The organism is Mycobacterium sp. PSTR-4-N (genome assembly GCF_022348085.1).
In the GTDB taxonomy this organism is placed as follows: Bacteria; Actinomycetota; Actinomycetes; order Mycobacteriales; family Mycobacteriaceae; genus Mycobacterium.
Map to the genome: position 1 here is coordinate 269341 of NZ_JAKRFN010000004.1, position 21204 is coordinate 290544.

Consider the following 21204-nt stretch of genomic DNA (forward strand, 5'->3'; position numbering starts at 1 on the left):
CCTCACATGCGGTTGTACTTGCTCCGGATGAAGCTGTAGGCGCCGAACGCGGCGATCCCGAGTGCGGCCAGGATCAGCAGGAATTTGCCGAACGGGGCCTGGCCCAGTGTTTTGACCGCCGCGTCGAGGCCGCTGGCCTTGGCGGGGTCGGCCTGCAGCGTCGCGATGATGACCAGCACGCCCGCACCACCGAGCACCAGGCCCTTGGCGACGTAGCCGGCGACGCCGGTGGCGGTGACGAGGCGTCCACCGGACACCGTCAACTCGTCGAGGAACTTCTCGGAGGCGCCCTTGTACACGTGGTAGCCGCCGACGGCGATGACGCAGATACCGATCGCGATGAGCAGTAGCTTGCCGCCGCCGGACTGCATGAGCTGAGCCGACATGCCCGCGTTCTGCTGGCTGCTCTGCTGGCCGCTGCCCATTGCGAACTTGGCGGCCGAGAACGCGATCGCGAAGTTCACCACGGCCATCGCGAGCGATTTCGCCCGCTTCCACCCGGGGTTGTCCCCGCGGCGGCCCGCGGCCTCGCGAGGTTTGGCGCCCATGATGGCTTCGGCCACCCGCCAGAGGCCGAGAGCGGCCAGCCCAACCGCGGCGACCCACAACGCGATCTTGCCGCCGGACTGCGCGGCCAGCGTGGCCAGCGCGCCGGACTGATCGGCGTTGCCGCTCGCGCCGGTGAACGCCAGCTGCGCGATGATGTACGCGACCAGAAGATGGAGCACGCCACTGGCGGCGAACCCGGCGCGAGCTGCGTATTCGAAGGCGTCGCTGCCGGTCGCGCGGTGTGCGACGCCGTGCAGATTCGCGGGGCTGCTGGTCATGATGTGTCCTCCGGGGCCGACGGTGGTTCTCCGGTTCCCCGGTTTTGACGCTGCCGAAACCGGTCTGTGGATGGATTCGGCTCTGGGGATGAACGGCCCTACGCGGGGCCGGTGTGTCGGCGGGCCTGTTCAGGGTGGCGGCATGACGAAGACACACAGTCGCGCCGAGATCGGGGCGCTGGGAGAGCAGCTCGCCGTCGATCATCTGCGCGGGCTAGGGCTGACGATTCTGGACCGCAACTGGCGATGCCGGTACGGCGAATTGGATGTTGTGGCTGCCGACGAGGACGCCCGGGCGCTGGTGTTCGTCGAGGTGAAGACCCGCACCGGCGAGCAGTTCGGCGGGCCGCTGGCGGCCGTGACGCCGGTGAAGCTGCAGCGTCTGCGCCGCCTCGCGGGCCTGTGGCTGTCCGCACGCGGCGGCAGCTGGGCGCAGCTGCGGATCGACGTCGTCGCGGTGACGCTCGGCCGCACCCGCGCTCCTGAGATCACGCACCTGCAGGGGGTGGGGTGATGGCGCTCGGGCGGGCGTTCTCGGTGGCCGTGCGTGGGGTGGAGGGACACATCGTCGAGATCGAGGCCGACATCTCGAACGGTCTGCCCGGCGTCCACCTCGTGGGCTTGGCCGACGCCGCGCTGCAGGAATCCCGAGACCGGGTGCGCGCGGCGATCAACAACTGCGGGTTCAGCTGGCCGCAGACCAGGCTGACGCTGGCGCTGTCACCGGCGACGCTGCCGAAGATGGGGTCGGTCTACGACCTGGCTCTGGCCACGGCAGTGCTCGCGGCCGAAGGCAAGAAGACGTGGCCGAAACTGGAGAAAGCGGTCCTGCTGGGGGAGTTGGCGCTCGACGGTCGCGTGCGGCCGGTCAAAGGCGTACTGCCCGCCGTGCTGGCGGCCCAGCGCCACGGCTGGCCGACGGTCGTGGTGCCGGTCGAGAACCTGGCGGAGGCCAGCCTGATCGACGGTGTCGACGTATGGGGCGTCAGCACGTTGGGCCAACTGCATGCGTGGCTGGCCGGCAAAGGCGACTTGCAGGCTCGCATCGACCACCCCGACCAGGCGCCGGAGGTGTCGGTCGACCTCGCCGACGTCGTCGGCCAACCGCAAGCGCGTCGGGCCATCGAGGTGGCCGCAGCGGGCGGCCACAACCTGGTGATGACGGGCCCGCCCGGGGTGGGCAAGACGATGCTGGCGCAGCGGCTGCCCGGATTGTTGCCGCCGCTGTCGCAGCCCGAGGCGCTCGAGGTCACCGCGATCCACTCGGTTGCCGGCCTGCTGACCGGCGATGCCCCGCTGATCACCCGGCCCCCGTTCGTCGCGCCACACCACACCTCCAGCGTGGCCGCGCTCGTCGGCGGCGGTTCGGGCATGGCCCGGCCGGGCGCAGTGAGCCGGGCGCACCGCGGTGTGCTGTTCCTCGACGAGTTCGCCGAGATCAACAGTTCCGCCCTCGAGGCGCTGCGAACACCGTTGGAGGACGGCGTGATCCGCCTGGCCCGCCGGGAGGGTGTGGCGAGCTACCCGTGCCGGTTCCAGCTCGTGCTGGCTGCCAATCTGTGCCCGTGCGCGCCGCCCGATCCCCGCGACTGCGTGTGCGCGTCGGCGGACCGGCGCCGTTACCGCAGCAGGCTGTCGGGTCCGTTGCTGGACCGGGTGGACCTGCGGGTCGAGATGCATGCGTCGCGGGCTGGGACGTTCGCCGACGACGCCGGCGAGTCGACGTCGGCGGTACGGGAGCGGGTGTGGGCCGCCCGGGCGGCGGCCCAGGAGCGATGGCGGCCGCACGGGGTCAGCACGAACGCCGATGTGAGCGGGGCTCTGCTGCGCCGAAGGTACCGGCTGGGTGCAGAAGCGATGAAGCCGCTGAAGACCGCCGTGGACCGCGGGCTGCTGAGCATCCGCGGTATGGATCGCACGCTGCGGGTCGCGTGGACGTTGGGCGATCTGGCAGGTGCGGTGTCGCCGTCTCGGGAGCACGTGGTCGCGGCGTTGTCGTACCGGCAGGTGGGGGAGCGGTCATGACCGAGGATGAGCGGCGGGCCTGGGCGTACCTGTCTCGGGTGGCCGAGGCGCCGAATCCGCGAATCGCTGCGTTGGTGGAAACCATGGGTGTCGAAGAGGCGGCTGAGCGGGTGCGCCGCCGCGATCTCCCGGATGCGAAGTTGCTGGCCGCGACGGAGGCCCGGCACGGGATCGACTGTTCGCGTGAGGATCTGGAGGTGCTGGACCGTCTCGGCGGGCGGTTGGTGACCCCGCACGACGAGGAGTGGCCGGTCACGGCGTTTGGCAGTTTCGACGGGGTGGAGAAGGCCAAGAGGCCGCAGGGGTATGCGCCGCTGGCGCTGTGGGTGTTGGGCCCGTCATCGTTGGCCGAGGTCCCCGCGCGGGCGGCAGCCTTGGTCGGCACCCGGGCGGCGACTGACTACGGCGAGTTCGCGGCGGCGGATCTGGCGGCCGGTCTGGTGGAGCGTGACGTCGCCGTGGTGTCGGGCGGGGCGTACGGCATCGACGGTGCGGCGCACCGGGCGGTGCTGTCGTGCGATGGGGTGACGGTGGCGGTGGTGGCGTCCGGGGTCGACGTGCCCTATCCGTCGGGGCATTCGGCGTTGTTGCACCGGGTGGCTCGTCACGGCGTGGTGGTGAGCGAGTATCCGCCCGGTAGCAGGCCCTGCCGGCGTCACTTCCTGGCGCGCAACCGGCTGATCGCCGCGCTGTCGGGAGCGACCGTTGTGGTCGAAGCGGGGATTCGCAGTGGGGCGGCCAACACCGCGGCGTGGGCGAAAGCGCTGGGTCGCAGCGTGTGTGCGGTTCCGGGGCCGATCACGTCGGCGTCGTCGGTGGGCTGTCACGAGTTGCTGAAGAACGACAAAGAAGTTCATCTCGTCACGCGGGCCGAAGAAATCGTCGAATTGGTCGGCAACTACGGGGAGTTCGCGGGTGAGCTTCCGCGCCCGCCTGGCGAGGTGGACGGACTGAGCGCTGAGGAGCTCGTGGTGTACGAGGCGTTGCCCGGCCGAGGGTCGCGGTCGGTGGATCAGATCGCCGTGGCGGCCGGTATGCCCGAGCCCGAGGTGATCGGACAGCTGACCATGCTCGACATCCGTGGACTGGTCACGCAGCAGGATGGCGAGTGGAAAATCATGCGACGCAACGGGTCTCAGTTGCAGTGACAAATGCCTTCGTCGCCAACCGCCACGGCCGTCCATCCCGGTGAGCACGTGCCTGCCCGGCCTCCGACTCGGCTCGGAGACTACGGCAGTACGCTTCGCCGGTGAACGACGCTCACGAGCAGTTCGCCGCAGCCGTACTCGAGGTCGTCGACCGCATTCCGGCCGGTCGTGTGATGACCTACGGCGACATCGCCGAGTACCTGCAGCGCGGTGGGCCGCGCGGCGTGGGCGGCGTGATGGCGCGCGACGGCGCGGCGGTGACCTGGTGGCGGGTGGTTCGCGCGAACGGGACCCTGCCCCCGCACCTGATGATCGAAGCGCAGACGCAGTGGCATCACGAGCGAACCCCGCTGCGCCGCGGGATCGTCGACGTGGCGGCGGCGCGCTGGTGGCCGGACGCCGGCCCGGATGCCGCGGACGATCACACCTGACGGAGTGCGTCCACCACCGATCCGAACATCGTGTTCTTGATGGCTCCGAGCGTCCCGCGGTCCTTCCCCGCCAGCGGGCGCAGCAAATCCGCTGCAGTGCCGCTCACCTCACCTTCAGCGGCGGTGGAGTCGACGATGCCGTACGCGTGAGCGTCCGCCCCGCCGAAGCGGCGTCCGGTCGTCATCGAGGCAACGGCCGCCGCCGGCGTCAGCTTGGCCTGGATCAGCGCCGCCATGCCGGGATGGAACGGGATGCGGATGTCGACCTCCGGCAGGCAGAAGAACCCGCGATCGGTTCGCATCACTCGGAAATCGTGGGCCAGCGCCAGCATCGCTCCGGCACCGAACGCATGACCGACCACGGCCGCTGCGGTCGGCACCTCCAGTGTGAGGACGCGGGCCAGCAGGCGGTGAACCCGCCCGACGTACCACGTCCCCTGATCGCTGTGGGCACCGAGCCACTCGAGATCCAGGCCATTCGAATAGAACTTCGCCCCGGCCGTGGTGACGAGGGCCTGGGCGCCGTCAGCCAGCGCTCGATCGAGGGCTTGGTCGATGTCATCCAGAAACTCTGGAGAGAAACGGTTTTCGCCGTCGCCCAGATCCAGGATCGCGATGCTGTCGTCGGAAGTGATGGTCACGCTCATGGTCGTCGTCCTTGTTTTCGGTTATCGGGTCGTCGGTACTCGGGTGGGGTAATGGTCAACACGGCGCGCACCGCGGCCCGCAGTTGGTCTCGCGCCGTGGCGGAGTCGAGACGATCGCGACGCAACACCAGGGCTGTCGGCAGGTCGACGATGCACGCGGTGATGACGTCGACGGCTGCGGCGTCTCTGCGGTTCCACATCGCGTCGGCCAGCCGCACCATCAACGCGATCAGCTCGGTGTCGAGGTCGCGCAGTGCATCGCCGACCGTGGCCGGCAGCGCTCCCGCCAACAGCTCGTCGCGGGGTACGTGCAGCAGCAGCGCGGCCGAGTCGGGATGGCGTTCGGCGAACGTGATCGGTGCGTCGGCGGCGGCCACCACCGCCTCCACCGCGGGCTCGGGGGCGCCGGTGTGCGGCTGCAGCGCGCTGTCGACGAGCGTCGTCTGCGCCGCCAGGAATCGTCGGCCTGCCCGCAGCCATGCTTGGGCCATCAGCCCATTGCGCGACGAGAACGTGTGATAGAGCGCCCCATTGGACACCCCGATCGCCGCACTGACCGCGCGGATCGACACCGCTTGGGGCCCCGATCGGCTGACCAGGCGCTCGACGGCGTCGAGCACGGAGTCGGGGTCGTGCACCCGCGGCCTCGGCATGGCAACACCATAACAGAGCGATTGCTCTGTTATTCGGAAGGGACGGCCCTGCGTCGCCGGCACCACTCGTATAGTCGAGGGGGCGCCATCCGGCGCACGACATGAACGCAGAAAGGCGGTCAGGTGGCAGGACGTCCGGTGCACACCTTCGAGGTGGTGCGGACCGAGCAGATCAGTCCCCACATCGTGCGAGTGATTCTCGGCGGCAACGGTTTCGACACGTTCACGCCGAACGACTACACCGACGCCTACGTCAAATTGGTGTTCGTAGACGATGCGGTGGACGTCAGCACGCTCGACCAACCCCTGACGCTCGACAGTTTCACCGCGCTGCCGCCGGAGCAGCGGCCCACCGTCCGGACCTACACCGTGCGACGGACGGACGCCGAGCGGCGCGAGATCACCATCGACTTCGTCGTTCACGGCGAGCACGGCGTCGCGGGTCCGTGGGCCGCCAATGCGCAGCCGGGTCAACGCTTGTTCGTGATGGGGCCCAGCGGTGCCTACGCCCCCGACCCGGCCGCCGACTGGTACCTGTTCGCCGGCGACGAAGCGGGGTTGCCTGCCATTGCCGCAGCATTGGAAGCGTTGCCCGACACTGCGATTGGCCAAGCGATCATCGAGGTGGCGGGCCCCGAGGACATGCTCGAACTGACCGCGCCCGACGGCGTCGACATCCGCTGGGTGTATCGCGGCGGCCGCGCCGACCTCGTGCTCGAGGACCAGGCCGGCGATCATGCGCCACTGATCACCGCCGTCAAGGAAGCGCCGTGGCTGCCGGGACAGGTCCAGGTGTTCATCCACGGCGAAGCGCAGGCGGTCATGCACAACCTGCGGCCCTACATCCGCAAGGAACGCGGCATCGACGCGAAATGGGCGTCGTCGATCTCCGGGTACTGGCGGCGCGGCCGCACCGAGGAGACGTTCCGCGAATGGAAGCGTGAACTGGCCGCGGCAGAGGCCGGGTAGCGAAACCGACGGCCGACGTCCCAGACCGATGGCAGGGTGGGTCCATGACCTTCGGCAACTACCAGTACGAGATCTATCTGCAGGGCCTCTCGGGCGTGCAGCCGACCCTGCCCATGGATTACGCCGGCTGGGAGGCCAAGGCCGAAGTCGCCATGCCGCCGTCGATCTGGTCCTACGTCGCGGGCGGCGCGGGTGACGAGAACACCCAGCGGGCCAACCGCACCGCCTTTGACCGCTGGGGCCTCATGCCCCGCATGCTGGTCGGCGCGACGGAGCGCGATCTCTCCGTCGACCTGTTCGGGCTGAGCCTGCCGTCGCCGATGTTCATGGCGCCCGTCGGCGTCATCGGGATCTGCGCCCAGGACGGGCACGGCGATCTCGCCGCCGCGCGAGCCGCGGCCCGCACCGGCGTGCCGATGGCGGTGTCGACGCTCACCGAAGACCCCCTCGAAGACGTCGCTGCCGAGTTCGGCGACACCCCCGGGTTCTTCCAGCTCTACACCCCGACCGACCGGGATCTCGCCGCCAGCCTCGTCCACCGCGCCGAGAAGGCCGGCTACAAGGCGATCATCGTCACGCTCGACACCTGGATTCCCGGCTGGCGTCCCCGCGACCTGTCCACGTCGAACTTCCCGCAACTGCGCGGCCGCTGCCTGGCCAACTACATGAGCGACCCCGTCTTCCGAGCAGGCCTGGCCCAGCCGCCCGAGGAGAACATGCAGGCTGCCGTGCTGAAGTGGGTGGGTCTGTTCGGTAACCCGTTGACCTGGGACGACCTGCCCTGGCTGCGATCGCTGACCGACCTTCCGCTGGTACTGAAAGGAATCTGTCACCCCGACGACGTGCGCCGGGCCAAAGACGGCGGCGTCGACGGCATCTACTGCTCGACCCACGGCGGCCGCCAGGCCAACGGCGGCATACCGGCGATCGACTGCCTGCCCGACGTCGTCGACGCCGCTGACGGGTTGCCCGTGCTGTTCGATTCGGGCATCCGCAGCGGCACCGACATCGTCAAGGCGCTCGCGCTGGGCGCCACCGCGGTCGGCGTCGGCCGGCCCTACACCTACGGCCTGGCCATCGGCGGCGAGGAAGGTCTGGTGCACGTGCTGCGCTCACTGCTGGCCGAGACCGACCTGACGATGGCCGTCGACGGCTACCGCAGCCTGGCAGATCTCACTCCGGACACGCTGCGGCGCGTCCTGTAGAGCCGGCGCCGGTCCGATGTCACCGTGACCGGCGTGGAGGCCATTCTCGCCGAATTCGACAACTACCTGGCGCTGGAGCGTGGCCGCTCCGAGCACACCCGGCGGGCGTACCTGGGTGACCTGCGCTCGCTGTTCGACTTCCTGACCCGTCGTCACCCCGGGACGGGGCTGCGCGGGTTGACCCTGCCGGTGCTGCGCTCCTGGCTGGCCGCGCAAGCCTCGGCGGGCGCGGCGCGGACCACGCTGGCCCGGCGGGCGTCGGCGGTCAAGACCTTCACCGCATGGGCGGCGCGCCGCGGCCTGCTCGACGAGGACCCGTCGGTGCGCCTGCAGGCGCCGAAGGCGCGCCGGACGCTGCCGTCGGTGCTGCGTCAGGATCAGGCGATCGACGCGATGCATGCGGCGAGCTCCGGTGCCGAGCAGAACGACCCGATCGCCCTGCGGGACCGGCTGATCGTGGAGATGCTCTACGCCACCGGCATGCGGGTCAGCGAGCTCTGCGGTCTCGACATCGACGACATCGACACCTCTCGGCGGGTGCTGCGGGTGCTCGGCAAGGGAAACAAGCAGCGCACCGTCCCCTACGGCGGTCCGGCGCACACGGCTCTGATGTCCTGGCTGTCCGAGGGGCGGCCGGCGCTGGCGACCTCTGCGTCGGGCCCGGCGTTGCTGCTCGGGGCGCGCGGCGGCCGCCTCGACCCCCGGCAGGCCCGCACCGTCGTGCATCAGACGATGGCCGCCGTGAGCGGTGCTCCGGACATCGGCCCGCACGGGTTGCGGCACAGCGCAGCCACCCACCTCCTCGAGGGCGGCGCCGACCTGCGAGTCGTGCAGGAACTGCTCGGCCACTCGACGCTGGCCACCACGCAGCTCTACACCCACGTCACCGTCGCCCGGCTCCGCGCGGTGCACGACCAGGCGCACCCCCGCGCATGATGCTCACCGCAGCGGCTTGAGCCGGATCGGCGTCGTCGCCACCAGCGCGACCGGGTCGACGTAGTCGGCGCGCGCCGCGGGACCCCACATGGCGCCCCAATGCAGGCACGCTGCCGAGGCGCACCCCGCGTGACCTGGCTGCAGCGCACCGATGGCAGCGCCCGCGCCGACCGTTTGACCCGGGCGAACCGTCGCCTGCACGGGCTCGTAGCTGGTGCGCAAGCCACCCGGGTGGGCGATCGACACCACCGGCCGGCCCGCGAGTTCCCCGGCGAACACCACCGTGCCGCCCGCCGCGGCGTAGACGACTTGGGCCACCGAAGCAGCGAGGTCGACGCCGCGATGCCCGCGCTGCCAGTTGCGTTCGGGCGCATCGAACGCTCGCACCACCGCCGGGCGCGGCCGCAACGGCCACTCCAGACGAGTACCGTCTGCCGTCGCGGGGGCCTGCGCCGCCCCGGCCGCGATCGAGACGCACAGCAGAAGAGCCGCCGGAATGCGCATCGGAAGAGTGCACCCGAGCAGACGCCCGCATTCCAGCCCCAGTTCAGCGGTTGGGGATGGCGCCTCGGCGTGGTCAAACCACCCGTTCCGAGCGTGTAAACTTCTCTGCGCAGCTCGCTTGCGCGGGCTGACTTCGCGCGTCTGCACGAACCTCACGGTTCGTCACCTGTATGCCGGGCGGTCCCGATGACTCGGGTCCGGCATCGAAGCAGTCGCCAGGGTCCGGCTCACCCGATGCCGGACGACAACCGACAACTCAAAGGTACGGACAACCATGGCTGTTGTGACCATGAAGCAGCTGCTCGACAGCGGCACCCACTTCGGGCATCAGACCCGGCGCTGGAACCCCAAGATGAAGCGGTTCATCTTCACCGACCGCAATGGCATCTACATCATCGATCTGCAGCAGACGCTGACCTATATCGACAAGGCCTACGAATTCGTCAAGGAGACCGTGGCCCACGGCGGCTCCATCATGTTCGTCGGCACCAAGAAGCAGGCGCAGGAATCGATCGCCGAAGAGGCCACCCGCGTCGGCATGCCGTATGTGAACCAGCGCTGGCTCGGCGGCATGCTCACCAACTTCTCCACCGTGCACAAGCGCCTGCAGCGCCTCAAGGAGCTCGAGGCGATGGAGCAGACCGGTGGCTTCGAGGGTCGCACCAAGAAGGAAATCCTGATGCTGACCCGCGAGAAGAACAAGCTCGAGCGCTCGCTCGGCGGTATCCGCGACATGCAGAAGGTGCCGTCGGCGATCTGGGTCGTCGACACCAACAAGGAGCACCTGGCCGTCGCCGAGGCGCGCAAGCTGAACATCCCGATCATCGCGATCCTCGACACCAACTGCGATCCCGACCTCGTCGACTACCCGATCCCGGGCAACGACGACGCGATCCGCTCGGCCGCGCTGCTGACCAAGGTCGTCGCCTCCGCGGTCGCCGAGGGTCTGCAGGCCCGCTCGGGTGCCGGTAAGGCCGAGGCCGGCCAGGACGGCGCGGGCGCCGAGCCGCTCGCCGAATGGGAGCAGGAGCTGCTCGCCGGTGCGACGGCGTCGCCCACCGCGGCCGGTGCCGCGCCGGGAACGCCCGAGGCCGACATCCAGACCGAACCCACCCCCGCACAGAACCCCTAGGAACACATCTATGGCTAACTACACCGCTGCCGACGTCAAGCGCCTGCGGGAGCTGACCGGCGCCGGAATGATGGACAGCAAGAACGCGCTCGTCGACGCCGAGGGCGATTTCGACAAGGCTGTGGAGCTGCTGCGCATCAAGGGCGCCAAGGACGTCGGCAAGCGCGCCGAGCGCGCGACCGCCGAAGGTCTGGTGGCCGCCAAGGACGGCGCGTTGATCGAGCTCAACTCCGAGACCGACTTCGTCGCCAAGAACGCCGAGTTCCAGGCCGCCGCCGACCAGATCGTGGCGGCTGCCGTCGCGGCCAAGGCGACCGACGTCGATGCGCTCAAGGCCGCTCAGGCGGGCGACACCACCGTCGAGCAGGTCATCGCCGACCTCTCGGCGAAGATCGGCGAGAAGTTGGAGCTGCGCCGCGTGGCGTACTTCGACGGCCAGGTGGAGACGTACCTGCACAAGCGCGCTGCCGACCTCCCGCCGGCCGTCGGTGTGCTGGTCGAGTACACCGGCGACGACAAGTCGGCCGCGCACGCTGTGGCCCTGCAGATCGCCGCGCTGAAGGCCAAGTACCTCACCCGCGAGGACGTGCCCGAGGACATCGTCGCCAACGAGCGTCGCATCGCCGAAGAGACCGCGAAGGCCGAGGGCAAGCCCGAACAGGCGCTGCCCAAGATCGTCGAGGGTCGCGTCACCGGCTTCTACAAGGACGTCGTGCTGCTCGACCAGCCGTCGGTGTCCGACAACAAGAAGACCGTCAAGGCTCTGCTCGACGATGCCGGCGTGACCGTGACCCGGTTCGTCCGGTTCGAGGTCGGTCAGGCCTGACCCCAGCGTCACCGCGCAGCCCCCGGAACTCCTGTTCCGGGGGCTGTGTGCGTTGTAGGCGATGTTCGGCGATGTTGCAGCACCGGAAGTTGCTCGTCGACGGCAACCGCTCGAACCCGGACCGATCTTTGCCACGATTGCAAAAATGAGACGACAAATGGCGTTGACGACAATAACGCCGTGTTCCGCCCGTTGCCGTCAGCGACGAGTGTGGACGTCATTGTTTTGCCGCGACCGCTGACTAGACCGGATCAGCAAAGTTTCTCCTGATGTTGTCGAGGTCAGCTAAGTGCTGACGTTCAGGTCAAATCCCGCGATGAGACCGGCTATAGAGTTAATCTTTCCCTGTGGAGCAATGCGTAGTCGGGGGAGGTCAGCAATGACCGGTGTGATCGACGCTCCGCAAACGGCAAAGACTGATGCCGTCGACCGCCAGTTTGAGCTGCGGATGCTGTCCGGCGTCTCCCCGGCCCGACGCCGCAAAGCATGGTCGCCCGTCGTCGCGATGGCGGTCGATCTGACGACCGCGTCGGCGGCGGTCGCGATCGGCATGACGGTCGCCAACTACCGGCATCAGCAGCTGCCGCCGTGGCAGATGATGTGTTTCTTCGCACCCACGGTGGTCGGGCTGTTCGCCATCCGCGGTCTCTACAAACGGTCGTTGAACCGTTCGTTCCTCGACGAGCTGCCGAAGATCGAAGCGCTCACCGCGGTCGCAGCGATGCTGCTGATGACCGGGCTCGTCCTCAATCCGGACATCGAGGGATCGCGCAGTACTGCGGTGGCCCAGGTGTGGGTCTGCGCCGCGGTGCTCATCCCCCTGGGGCGGCTGCTGTGGTTCGCCGCCCGAACCCGCCTGATACGCCGCGACAAGATGATCTCGCCGACGCTGATCGTCGGTAACGGCAGGATCGCCGCGAAGGTGGTGGAGCGGCTGGAAGTCACCCCGGGTTACGGGTTGCGGCCCATCGGCCTGATCGACGACGACCTCCCGTCCATGGGGGTGGATCGCGACAAGCCGGCAAGCATCCCGTATCTCGGCAAGCTGGACACTCTCGAAGACGCCATCGACCGGACCAACGCCCGATGTCTGATCGTGGCCTTCTCCCGCACCCGGGACGAGGCCATCACGGCGGCGGTCAAGGTCGCGCATCGGCGCGGACTGGCCGTGTGGATCGTGCCGCGGGTCTTCGACACCATCGGCGTGCATGCCAGTATCGACCACATCGGCGGACTTCCGCTGATCTCGGTACCCAGCACGGACCCGCGCGGCTGGCAGTTCGCGGTCAAGCACTTCTCGGATCGCCTGGTGGCGACGATCGGGCTGGTATTGATCTCACCGCTGTTCCTGTCGCTGATGCTGGCGGTGCGCTTGAGCTCGCCGGGGCCGATTTTCTTCGGCCAGGCCCGGGTCGGCCGTGACGGGCGCGTCTTCGACTGCCTCAAGTTCCGGTCGATGCGGCCGCCGAGCGAGGCCGACGCCTCGTTCGAGCGACGCGCGGACAGCGCGCCCGGCGGCGTCGAGGGGGAGGACCGGCGCACGCGGATCGGCAAGATCATGCGTGCGACCTCGCTCGACGAGCTGCCGCAGCTGATCAACGTGATCCGGGGCGAGATGAGTCTGGTCGGCCCACGCCCGGAGCGGCCCGAGTACGTCGACCTGTTCAACGCCCAGATCGCGCGATACGGCGACCGGCACCGCGTGAAGGCGGGGATGACCGGGTGGGCGCAGGTGCACGGCCTTCGTGGCCAGACCTCGATCGCCGACCGCGCCGAATGGGACAACTTCTACATCGAGAACTGGTCGCTGTGGTTGGACTGGAAGATCCTGGCGATGACCGTGGGCGCGGTGCTGCAGCGCGCCGAATGATGACCTCGTGACGGCCTGAGCCATCGGTACGCTCTGGTACCGTCGCGCCATGACCCGCATCGACGCCTTCACCGACGACGCCCTGGGCACGCTGGACGCGGTCGGTGCCGTGGAAGCCCTTCGCGCGGGCGAAGTCTCGGCGGCCGAACTGGTCGACGCCGCCATCGCACGCACGGAGGCCGTCAATCCGGCGCTCAACGGCCTGGCCTATGAGGCGTTCGACCGCGCGCGCACGCGGGCCCGGCTGGCCTACCCCTACGGCGGCTACTTCGACGGCGTGCCCTCGTTCATCAAGGACAACGTGGCGGTGGCCGGCATGCCCACCCGGGAGGGAGCCGACGCGTGGGAGGCCCGGGTCGAGCGGAGCGACGGTGACTTCGCGAAACCGTACCTGGCCACCGGGTTGATCCCGCTCGGCAAGACGCAGCTGTCGGAGTTCGGGTTCAGCGCCTCAGCCGAGCACCCGCGGCTGGGGGCGGTGCGCAACCCGTGGCACACCGACCACACCGCGGGCGCCTCCTCGTCGGGTTCGGGCGCGTTCGTCGCCGCGGGTGTCGTCCCTATCGCGCACGCCAACGACGGCGGCGGCTCCATCCGCATCCCTGCGGCGTGCAACGGCCTGGTCGGCCTCAAACCCTCCAGGGGTCGGCTTCCGCTGGATCGCAATGTGCGTCAGATGCCGCTGCAGATCGTGCACAACGGGGTCCTCACCCGGACGGTGCGCGACACCGCCGCCTTCTACCGGGAGATGGAACGCGTCGTCGCCCACCCGAAGCTGCCGCCTGTCGGCGACGTCCGCGCCCCGGGTGTCGAGCGCCTGCACATCGCCGTGTGCACGCAGTCGATCGCGCGGAACTCCGCACCGGAGATCGCCGAACTGACGATGCAGACCGCGGCACTGCTCGAGGAGCTCGGTCATCGAGTCACCGTGGTGGACAACCCGATACCGCGACGCTTCATCGACGACTTCCTGCTGTACTGGTCGTTCCTCGCGTTCGCGTTGGTGCGCGGTGGTCGGCGCACCTTCGGTGAGACGTTCGACCGCACCCGGCTGGACAGCCTCACCCTCGGGCTGGAGCAGCACGCTGCTCGCAACCTGGCGCGCCTGCCCGCGGCGCTGGTGCGGCTCGCCCGCACCCGGCGAATCACGGCGCGGCTTCAGGCCACCTACGACCTGCTGCTGACCCCGACCCTCGCCGACGTCACGCCGCGCATCGGGCATCTCGATCCGACCGCTGATTACCAGCAGGTGATCGAGCGGCTCATCGACTGGGTGGCGTTCACGCCGCTGCAGAACGTGACGGGGGAACCGGCGATCTCGCTTCCGTTGGCACGGTCGGCGTCGGGGTTGCCGGTCGGCATGATGTTCTCCGCACCTCTGGGCCGCGACGCCCGGCTGCTGGAGCTCGCCTACGAACTCGAGCAGGCGCGACCGTGGCCGACGATCTCGGGGTGACGGGTCGGCAACGAAATCCGTTGCCTTCGCGACACCCTGCTGTAACTGAGCCCCTGGCGTTTTAACACCGACGACACCACTGGCGGCCCTGGGTGTTACGTGTGGCTCCCACCATCATGTCTCGTGGAGACGAAGCAGGTCGGCGATTCGTCGTCGGTGATGCGCTCCGAACGGTTGCCCGTCGGCTCGCACAACACGGTGATGTGCCTCATCCGGTTCGCGCTGGCCACCATCCGGCGCCGGCCGGAACGCTTCGTGTTGTCGGTGCTCGGCATCGCGCTGGCCATCGCATGCGTGACCGTGGTGCGCACGGTGTCGGCGAGTTTCGCGATCACAGGCCAAGATTCGGTCACCGATGTGCTCTCGGGCGGCGCCCTGTGGGTGGTGCCCGCCGACGGTGTGCGCTACGACCCCGACGTCGAGGCTCTCGTCGCCAACGGTCCCGCGCCCGACATCGACGTCCCCGCCGGATGGACGGTCACCCGCACGCTGTCCGGGGTGACGGAGGTGAGCGGTCATCCGGTGTCCCTGCGCGGTCGCGACGACGTTGCCGCAGGCGAGGCGTCGGTGGCCTCCGGCGCGGCCGAGCGTCTCGGTCTGGCCGACGGCGACCGTGTCACGATCGGGGGGCAGAGCCTGCTGGTCCGGACCGGCGGCGACGGTCAATCCGTGGTCGTTGCTACGTCGCTGGCCAAAGCCATTGTCGGAGAGGGCGGTTGGTGGGTGGTCTCGGCTCCTGCCGGAGCCGAGAAGCGCCGTGATGTGGCGCAGACGTTCGGCGCCGAGGTGGGATTGCCGGTCACCGCCGATCCGTCCGTGCAACCGGACCCGAAGGGTGCGGGACTCATCTACGACACCGTCGGCGGCTCGGGCCCACTGACCTTCGAGCAGAAGTTCTCGGCACTGTTCTCCGGCGAGGTGACCGGGTCGACGCTCGGCCTGATCTCGACCGTCGGTCTCGGGTTGGGCTTCGTCATCGCGGTGTCGTCGTTTCTGGCCTCGGTCACCGAGCGGCGCCGAGAGTTCGGCATCATGTCGAGTATCGGACTCGCCGACGAAGTCCTGTATTTCTTCCTGGTCGAGTCGGCAATCGTGTTCGTGACCGCTTATGTGTTGGGTATTGCTGCCGCGGGAATCGCTGTGGCGCTGGTCATTCCGGGAATCGCCACGGTGACGTCCTGGCTGCAGGGCATCGCGATGACCGCGATGTTCCTGCCCGCCATGGCCATCGTCGGAGCCCTGGTGCCGGTACACCGGCTGCTCCAGCAGCGTCCTGTCGAACTGCTGGGTGCGCGATGATCGCCAAGGGCTTGACCTACGGATGGCTCGCCGCCCGCCGCCGCGTCCGGGAGATGGTGCTGCCTGCCGTGACCACCGCCACCGGGGCGTACCTCGTGGTGCTCGTCTTCGGCATGAGCGACGGAATCCGTAGTCAGTCAGCGGTGTTGGGGCACGCCGACGAGATCGGGCACGCGGTCACGCTGATCGCCGTCACGGTGCTGCTGGTCGGTGTCGCCGAGGTCGCGGTGGCGACCACGAGAACCGTCACGCAACGCACCCGGGAGCTCGGCGTGCTCGGCGCCAACGGGGTGCCTCGCCCACCGGTCGTCGCCGCCCTCCTCGTCGAACCTGCGATCGCCGCGGTGGTGGGTGCCGTCGCCGGGGCGCTGCTGGCGGCGCTGACAGGGGTGGCCCTGGCCGTGGCCGGGGTGGTCGGCACCGGTGTGTCGGTGGCCGGATCGGCAGTCGGCGCTGCGGTCGCAGTCGGCGTCAGCATCGTGGCCGCCCTGGCGACCAGCATCGTGCCGACGTGGAAGGCGGCCTCACGTCCTCCGATTCGTTCGTTGACCGAAGGAAGCTGACATGACCGCATCCGCGCCCGCCCCCGCACCTGCGCCCGTCATCGAGATCTCGGATGTCTGGAAACTGCACAAACTCGGCGACGAGGTCGTCAAGGCGTTGATGGCGGCCGACCTCACCGTCATGCCGGGCGAGTTCGTGTGCCTGATGGGCCCCAGCGGTAGTGGAAAGTCCACGCTGCTCAACATCATCGGCGGCCTCGACAGGCCGACGAAAGGGTCCGTGACCGTCGCGGGCCAGGACACCGCCGCCCTGACAGAAAGCCAATTCGCCGCGCTGCGGCACGACAAGGTCGGCTTCATCTTCCAGAGCTACAACCTGATCCCGTTTCTGTCGGCGGTCGAGAACGTCGAGCTGCCACTGATGTTCGAACCCTACGATCGCGACGCGCTGCGCCGGCGGGCGGTCGAGCTGCTCGAGCTGGTCGGTCTCGGTCACCGGATCCACCATCAGCCGACCAAGATGTCGGGCGGCGAGCAGCAACGCACCGCGATCGCCCGCTCGCTGATCAGCAACCCGGCCCTCGTACTGGCCGACGAACCGACGGCGAACCTCGATCACCGCACCGGCGAGACCGTCGTGCGCATGCTGCGCGAGCTCTGCTCGACCATGGGCGTCACCGTGGTCGCCAGCACCCATGACCCCACGGTGGCCGACGAAGCGAGCCGTGTCGTCCGCATGAAAGACGGACAGATCGTCAACTGAGTTGGGAGACAACCTATGACGCAGACCGAACCCGCGCCACCCCAGGGGCGCGACGCGCTGATGACCACGGAGCTGGTACCCGAACAGATCCTGCCCAAGGTGATGACGACGTTCGGCCTGACGGCGGCCTACGTGTTCATCATCTGCTGGGTCACCGGGTCGTCGGTGATGGCCGCGGGCGGCTGGACGGCGATCCCGATGTGGGTGCTGGGGATCCTGACGTTCCTGATCCCGGCCGGTATGGCGGTCGTGGAGTTGGGAAACCTCTGGCCCGGCCAAGGTGGTGTGTACATCTGGGCCACCCGCACCATGGGGGAGACGTGGGGCTTCATCGGCGGCTATCTGTCGTGGGTACCGGTGATCCTCAACGCCGCGTCGTCGCCGGCGGTCGTGTTGCAGTTCCTGTTGCTCGCGTTCCATGCCGAACTCGGCCTGACCACGAGCATCATCTTGCAGCTGGTGATCCTCTGGACGGTGATCGGGCTCGCCCTCGCGAAACTGGCTGCGAATCAGAAGATCATGAACATCGTCTTCGTGGTGTACGGCATCCTGACCCTGACGATCTTCATCTGCGGCCTTCTCTTCGCGGTCAACAACGGATCGGGCACGCCGTTCAGCTGGGCCGAGGCCACGATCCCCAACTTCGCCGTCGCCGGCTTCCTCTACGGCACCGTGCTGCTGTATCTGCTCGGTGTGGAGACCCCGTACAACATGGGCGCCGAGTTCCTCTCGGTGCGCAAGAGCGGGCCGAAGATGATCCTGTGGGGATCCGCCGCTCTGGTCGCGATCTACCTGCTGACCACGCTGGGCACCATGATGGCCCTGCCCAGCGATGAGATCGACCCGGTCACCGGGGTGATCGGCATGCTGGATGTGGCCGGCTTCCCCGGTCTGATGGAGGTCTGCGCGGTCGTGCTGGCGTTCATCATCATCGTGGCGTTGATGACCTATCAGGTCGCCTACTCCCGGCTGATCTTCGTCTCCGGCCTGGAACGGCACCTGCCGCGGCTGTTCACCCATCTCAATCCACGCACCCGTAATCCGGTGACAGCCATCCTGATCCAGGGTGTCATCTCGTCGCTGATCCTGGTGGGCCTGTACTCACAGAGCAGCATGGCCAACGTCACCATCTATCTGCAGGGTGGGTTGTCCACGGTGTGGCTGCTGTCCGGATTCTTCTTCCTGTTCCCGGTCGTGATCGCCCGGCGCAAGTACGCCGATCGCTATGCCGCAGAACAATTCTGGCGAATCCCCGGCGGTATGACCGGCGTCTGGATCGCCGTCGTCGTGGGCACCGTGGGGACCATCGGCGGCGTCTACTACTCGTTCGTCACGCCGTGGATCGACGTGCCGTCGGCGACCTGGATGACCTGGGTCGGCGGCATCAGCGTGGGCATGTTCGCACTCGGCCTGATCGTCTACGTCTTCGGCAGGCGTTCCGCGCACAAGATCTCCCAAGAGGATTCGTTGGCCCACCTCGCGGTCTTCGACCTCACCGACAAGGACAAGGCGGAAGGTAGCGTCTGATGACACTGGAGGACACCCGCACCCAGTCCGCCGACACCGTCGGGCGGTATCCGCTCGATCCGCTCACCGGGGCCGAGATCGAAGCCGCGGCTGCTGTCGTGCGCTCGAGTCAATACGACACGCCGACACTGAAATTCGTCATGATCTACTTGGCGGAGCCGGCGAAGACGGAGACGCTGACCTTCGCGGGCACGGATGTGCCACGGTGTGCATTCGTCACGATGTACGACGCCGCGGCCAAGATGGTGTACGAGGCCGTCGTGAACCTCGACGCCCGGCTCCTCGAGACGTGGACACCCGTGCCCGGCCGCTTCCCGTCCTATCTCGTCGAGCACATGACCGGGGTGGAGGAGAAGGTCCGAGAGGATCCGCGCTGGCAGGACGCGATGCGCAAGCGCGGCGTCACCGACTTCAGCCTGGCGATGATCGATCCGTGGCCGGCCGGCTATTACGGCAGCGCAGACCATTACGACAACTCGGCTCTGATCTGCCGGCCGCTGACGTTCATGCGTGCCGCGCCCTCGGAGCACGGTTACGCCCGCCCGGTCGAGGGGTTGATCGTCACGTTCGACCTCGACGCCATGACGGTGCTCGACGTGGAGGACCACGGGGTGGTGCCGTTACCGCCGACGGCAGGCAACTACTCCGAGAAGTTCATGTTCGATGCGAACAACCGACCGGCGTTCACGCAGTTCCGCGACGACGTGAAGCCGATCGAGATCACCCAGCCCGACGGGCCCAGTTTCACCGTCGACGGCTGGAACGTCACCTGGCAGAAATGGTCGCTGCGCATCGGCTTCAATCCACGTGAGGGCGTCACCCTGCACGAGGTGACCTACACCGACCGCGGCGTCACCCGACCGATCCTCTACCGCGCATCGCTGTCGGAGATGGTGGTGCCGTATGGGGACACGTCGCCGACGCACTGGAACAAGAACGTTTTCGACATGGGCGAAGTCGGGATGGGGTTCTCGGCCAATCCGCTGACGCTGGGATGTGACTGCCTGGGCGAGATCTTCTACTTCGACGGCACGGTCAATGATTCGAGCGGCAACGCGGTGACGATCCCGAATGCGATCTGCATGCACGAGGAGGATTACGGGATCTCGTGGAAGCACACCGACTTCCGCACCGAAGAGGTCGAGGTCCGACGGTCCCGCCGGCTGGTGATCTCGATGATCTGCACCGTGGGCAACTACGAGTACGGCTTCTTCTGGTACCTGTACAACGACGCCTCGATCGAGGTCGAGGTGAAGCTCTCCGGTGTGCTGACCACCGGGGCCGTTCCCGACGGGGAGACGCCGCGCTGGGGCAAGATGGTCGCCCCCGGCATCTACGGCCCGAATCACCAGCATTTCTTCAACTTTCGGCTCGACATGAGCGTCGACGGGTCGAACAACAGTGTCTACGAGGTGGATTCGATACCGGAACCGGATCCGGAGCTCAATCCGCACCACAACGCGTGGATCGTGCGGGACACGCTCGTGGCGTCGGAGGCCGACGGGGCGCGCGACTGGAACTGGTCGACGGGGCGGTACTGGAAGGTCACCAACCCGGCGAAGGTCAACGAACTGGGCAGCCCGGTGGCCTACAAGCTGGTGCCCAAGGACATCGTGCCGGTGATGGTGCAGGAGGGTTCCTACATCTACGACCGTGCCCGGTTCGTTCAGCACAACCTCTGGGTGACGCGCTACGACCCCACGGAGATGTTCGCCGCGGGTGACTACATGTATCAGTCAGCGGACATGCAGGGTCTGCCGGAGTTCATCGCCGACGACGCGCCGCTGGAGAACACCGACGTGGTGCTCTGGTACACGCTGGGGGCGCACCACGTGGTCCGGCCGGAGGACTGGCCGGTGATGCCGTGTGCGTATGCGGGCTTCCATCTGAAGCCGATCGGGTTCTTCGACGGCAACCCGGCGCTGGACCTGCCGCCGTCACCGCCCAAGTCGTGCCACATGAACCACAGCGGACTGCCCGTGGCGGAGCGCGCGATGGAATCCTGACCGGAAAGAGTGACCAGGTCAGGTCAGTGCGGTCAGGATGCGCCGCAACTCGCGGCGGTCACGCTCCGACAGCGAGCCCAGCACCCGCTGCTCGGCGTCCCGAATTCCGTCATCGGTGCGCGCGAGCAGGGCCCGCCCCTGACGGGTCAACTCGGCGGGCAGCGCGCGGCCCGACGCGACCGCCGCGGGCCGCGAGACCAGACCACGTTCCTGCAGGCTCCGCACCACCATGTTCATCGCCTGGGGAGACACCATCACGTCGCGGGCCAGTTCGGCGTTGGACCGTCCGGGCTGTCGCGACAGCAGCCGCATGCAGATGTACTGCGGGAAGCTCAGATCCAAGGGCTCGAGCACCGCACTCGTGACGTCGGCGCGCAACGCGGACGCCAACCGGTGCAGCAGGTAGCCCAGCGGGGTGCCGTCGCGCTCGCCCATGTCAACCATCTTGACGCATATCAATCTCATTGATACCAAAGA

General features: G+C 68.2%; 21 protein-coding genes. 16 read left to right on the forward strand and 5 right to left on the reverse strand.

Annotated elements, in window-relative coordinates:
- Positions 1 to 2: 2 nt before the first annotated feature.
- Positions 3 to 827: a DUF1206 domain-containing protein gene (locus MHN84_RS08120; RefSeq protein WP_241204111.1), complete on the reverse strand. Its 825-nt coding sequence runs from the start codon at positions 825 to 827 to the stop codon at positions 3 to 5.
- A 142-nt stretch (positions 828 to 969) separates the two neighbouring features.
- Here MHN84_RS08120 and MHN84_RS08125 point away from each other — a divergent pair, with 142 nt between their 5' ends.
- The 4 genes from MHN84_RS08125 (at position 970) to MHN84_RS08140 (ending at position 4431) form a co-directional block, all read left to right on the forward strand.
- Positions 970 to 1341 carry a YraN family protein gene (locus tag MHN84_RS08125; RefSeq protein WP_241204112.1) on the forward strand — a complete coding sequence of 124 codons (372 nt, stop codon included), beginning with the start codon at positions 970 to 972 and terminating at the stop codon, positions 1339 to 1341.
- On the forward strand, positions 1341 to 2852 hold the full coding sequence (locus MHN84_RS08130; RefSeq protein ID WP_241204113.1) for a YifB family Mg chelatase-like AAA ATPase: 1512 nt from the start codon (positions 1341 to 1343) through the stop codon (positions 2850 to 2852). The genes MHN84_RS08125 and MHN84_RS08130 overlap by 1 nt, the downstream gene beginning before the upstream one ends.
- The gene (dprA, locus tag MHN84_RS08135) at positions 2849 to 4000 is read left to right on the forward strand and encodes a DNA-processing protein DprA (RefSeq protein WP_241204114.1); all 1152 of its coding nucleotides are present in this window, start codon (positions 2849 to 2851) and stop codon (positions 3998 to 4000) included. Before MHN84_RS08130 ends, dprA begins: the two co-directional genes overlap by 4 nt.
- Positions 4001 to 4101: 101 nt before the next feature.
- Positions 4102 to 4431 (forward strand): MGMT family protein, encoded by a 330-nt coding sequence (locus MHN84_RS08140; RefSeq protein WP_241204115.1) that lies wholly within the window; start codon positions 4102 to 4104, stop codon positions 4429 to 4431.
- On the opposite strand, the gene MHN84_RS08145 is transcribed toward MHN84_RS08140, so the two are convergent.
- Together MHN84_RS08145 and MHN84_RS08150 are read right to left on the reverse strand one after the other, a co-directional pair.
- Positions 4422 to 5078, reverse strand: a complete 657-nt coding sequence (locus MHN84_RS08145; RefSeq protein WP_241204116.1) for an enoyl-CoA hydratase/isomerase family protein — start codon at positions 5076 to 5078, stop codon at positions 4422 to 4424. The two genes, MHN84_RS08140 and MHN84_RS08145, sit on opposite strands and share 10 nt — an antisense overlap.
- Positions 5075 to 5731, reverse strand: coding sequence for a TetR/AcrR family transcriptional regulator (locus tag MHN84_RS08150; RefSeq protein ID WP_241204117.1), 657 nt, complete (start codon positions 5729 to 5731; stop codon positions 5075 to 5077). The genes MHN84_RS08145 and MHN84_RS08150 overlap by 4 nt, the downstream gene beginning before the upstream one ends.
- A gap of 123 nt (positions 5732 to 5854) precedes the next feature.
- Between MHN84_RS08150 and MHN84_RS08155 the strand changes: the two genes are divergently transcribed.
- The 3 genes from MHN84_RS08155 to MHN84_RS08165 are packed head-to-tail and all read left to right on the forward strand — an operon-like array spanning position 5855 to position 8841.
- The gene (locus tag MHN84_RS08155; RefSeq protein ID WP_241204118.1) at positions 5855 to 6700 is read left to right on the forward strand and encodes a siderophore-interacting protein; all 846 of its coding nucleotides are present in this window, start codon (positions 5855 to 5857) and stop codon (positions 6698 to 6700) included.
- Between the two features lie 44 nt (positions 6701 to 6744).
- Entirely contained in the window at positions 6745 to 7905 is a 1161-nt protein-coding gene (locus MHN84_RS08160) for a lactate 2-monooxygenase (RefSeq protein WP_241204119.1), read from the forward strand.
- A gap of 33 nt (positions 7906 to 7938) precedes the next feature.
- Positions 7939 to 8841 (forward strand): tyrosine recombinase XerC, encoded by a 903-nt coding sequence (locus MHN84_RS08165; RefSeq protein ID WP_241204218.1) that lies wholly within the window; start codon positions 7939 to 7941, stop codon positions 8839 to 8841.
- 3 nt (positions 8842 to 8844) lie between these two features.
- Here the strand turns inward: MHN84_RS08165 and MHN84_RS08170 are convergent, their stop codons facing one another.
- Positions 8845 to 9345: a M23 family metallopeptidase gene (locus MHN84_RS08170; protein ID WP_241204120.1), complete on the reverse strand. Its 501-nt coding sequence runs from the start codon at positions 9343 to 9345 to the stop codon at positions 8845 to 8847.
- Between the two features lie 274 nt (positions 9346 to 9619).
- On the opposite strand from MHN84_RS08170, the gene rpsB reads away from it, so the two are divergent.
- From rpsB to MHN84_RS08215, 9 genes are all read left to right on the forward strand, one after another.
- Entirely contained in the window at positions 9620 to 10477 is an 858-nt protein-coding gene (gene rpsB / locus MHN84_RS08175) for a 30S ribosomal protein S2 (protein WP_241204121.1), read from the forward strand.
- A 10-nt stretch (positions 10478 to 10487) separates the two neighbouring features.
- The gene (gene tsf, locus MHN84_RS08180; protein WP_241204122.1) at positions 10488 to 11303 is read left to right on the forward strand and encodes a translation elongation factor Ts; all 816 of its coding nucleotides are present in this window, start codon (positions 10488 to 10490) and stop codon (positions 11301 to 11303) included.
- A 379-nt stretch (positions 11304 to 11682) separates the two neighbouring features.
- Complete coding sequence (locus MHN84_RS08185) at positions 11683 to 13173, forward strand: sugar transferase (RefSeq protein ID WP_241204123.1); 1491 nt, start codon at positions 11683 to 11685, stop codon at positions 13171 to 13173.
- Positions 13174 to 13222: 49 nt separating this feature from the next.
- Positions 13223 to 14629 carry an amidase gene (locus MHN84_RS08190; RefSeq protein ID WP_241204124.1) on the forward strand — a complete coding sequence of 469 codons (1407 nt, stop codon included), beginning with the start codon at positions 13223 to 13225 and terminating at the stop codon, positions 14627 to 14629.
- A 123-nt stretch (positions 14630 to 14752) separates the two neighbouring features.
- Positions 14753 to 15928 (forward strand): FtsX-like permease family protein, encoded by a 1176-nt coding sequence (locus MHN84_RS08195; protein ID WP_241204125.1) that lies wholly within the window; start codon positions 14753 to 14755, stop codon positions 15926 to 15928.
- Positions 15925 to 16491, forward strand: a complete 567-nt coding sequence (locus MHN84_RS08200; RefSeq protein ID WP_241204126.1) for an FtsX-like permease family protein — start codon at positions 15925 to 15927, stop codon at positions 16489 to 16491. Before MHN84_RS08195 ends, MHN84_RS08200 begins: the two co-directional genes overlap by 4 nt.
- Position 16492: 1 nt before the next feature.
- Positions 16493 to 17194 (forward strand): ABC transporter ATP-binding protein, encoded by a 702-nt coding sequence (locus MHN84_RS08205; RefSeq protein ID WP_241204127.1) that lies wholly within the window; start codon positions 16493 to 16495, stop codon positions 17192 to 17194.
- 15 nt (positions 17195 to 17209) lie between these two features.
- Positions 17210 to 18721, forward strand: coding sequence for an APC family permease (locus MHN84_RS08210; RefSeq protein WP_241204128.1), 1512 nt, complete (start codon positions 17210 to 17212; stop codon positions 18719 to 18721).
- Entirely contained in the window at positions 18721 to 20727 is a 2007-nt protein-coding gene (locus MHN84_RS08215) for a primary-amine oxidase (protein ID WP_241204129.1), read from the forward strand. The genes MHN84_RS08210 and MHN84_RS08215 overlap by 1 nt, the downstream gene beginning before the upstream one ends.
- A gap of 18 nt (positions 20728 to 20745) precedes the next feature.
- Here the strand turns inward: MHN84_RS08215 and MHN84_RS08220 are convergent, their stop codons facing one another.
- Positions 20746 to 21171 (reverse strand): MarR family winged helix-turn-helix transcriptional regulator, encoded by a 426-nt coding sequence (locus tag MHN84_RS08220; protein ID WP_241204130.1) that lies wholly within the window; start codon positions 21169 to 21171, stop codon positions 20746 to 20748.
- Positions 21172 to 21204 lie beyond the last annotated feature (33 nt).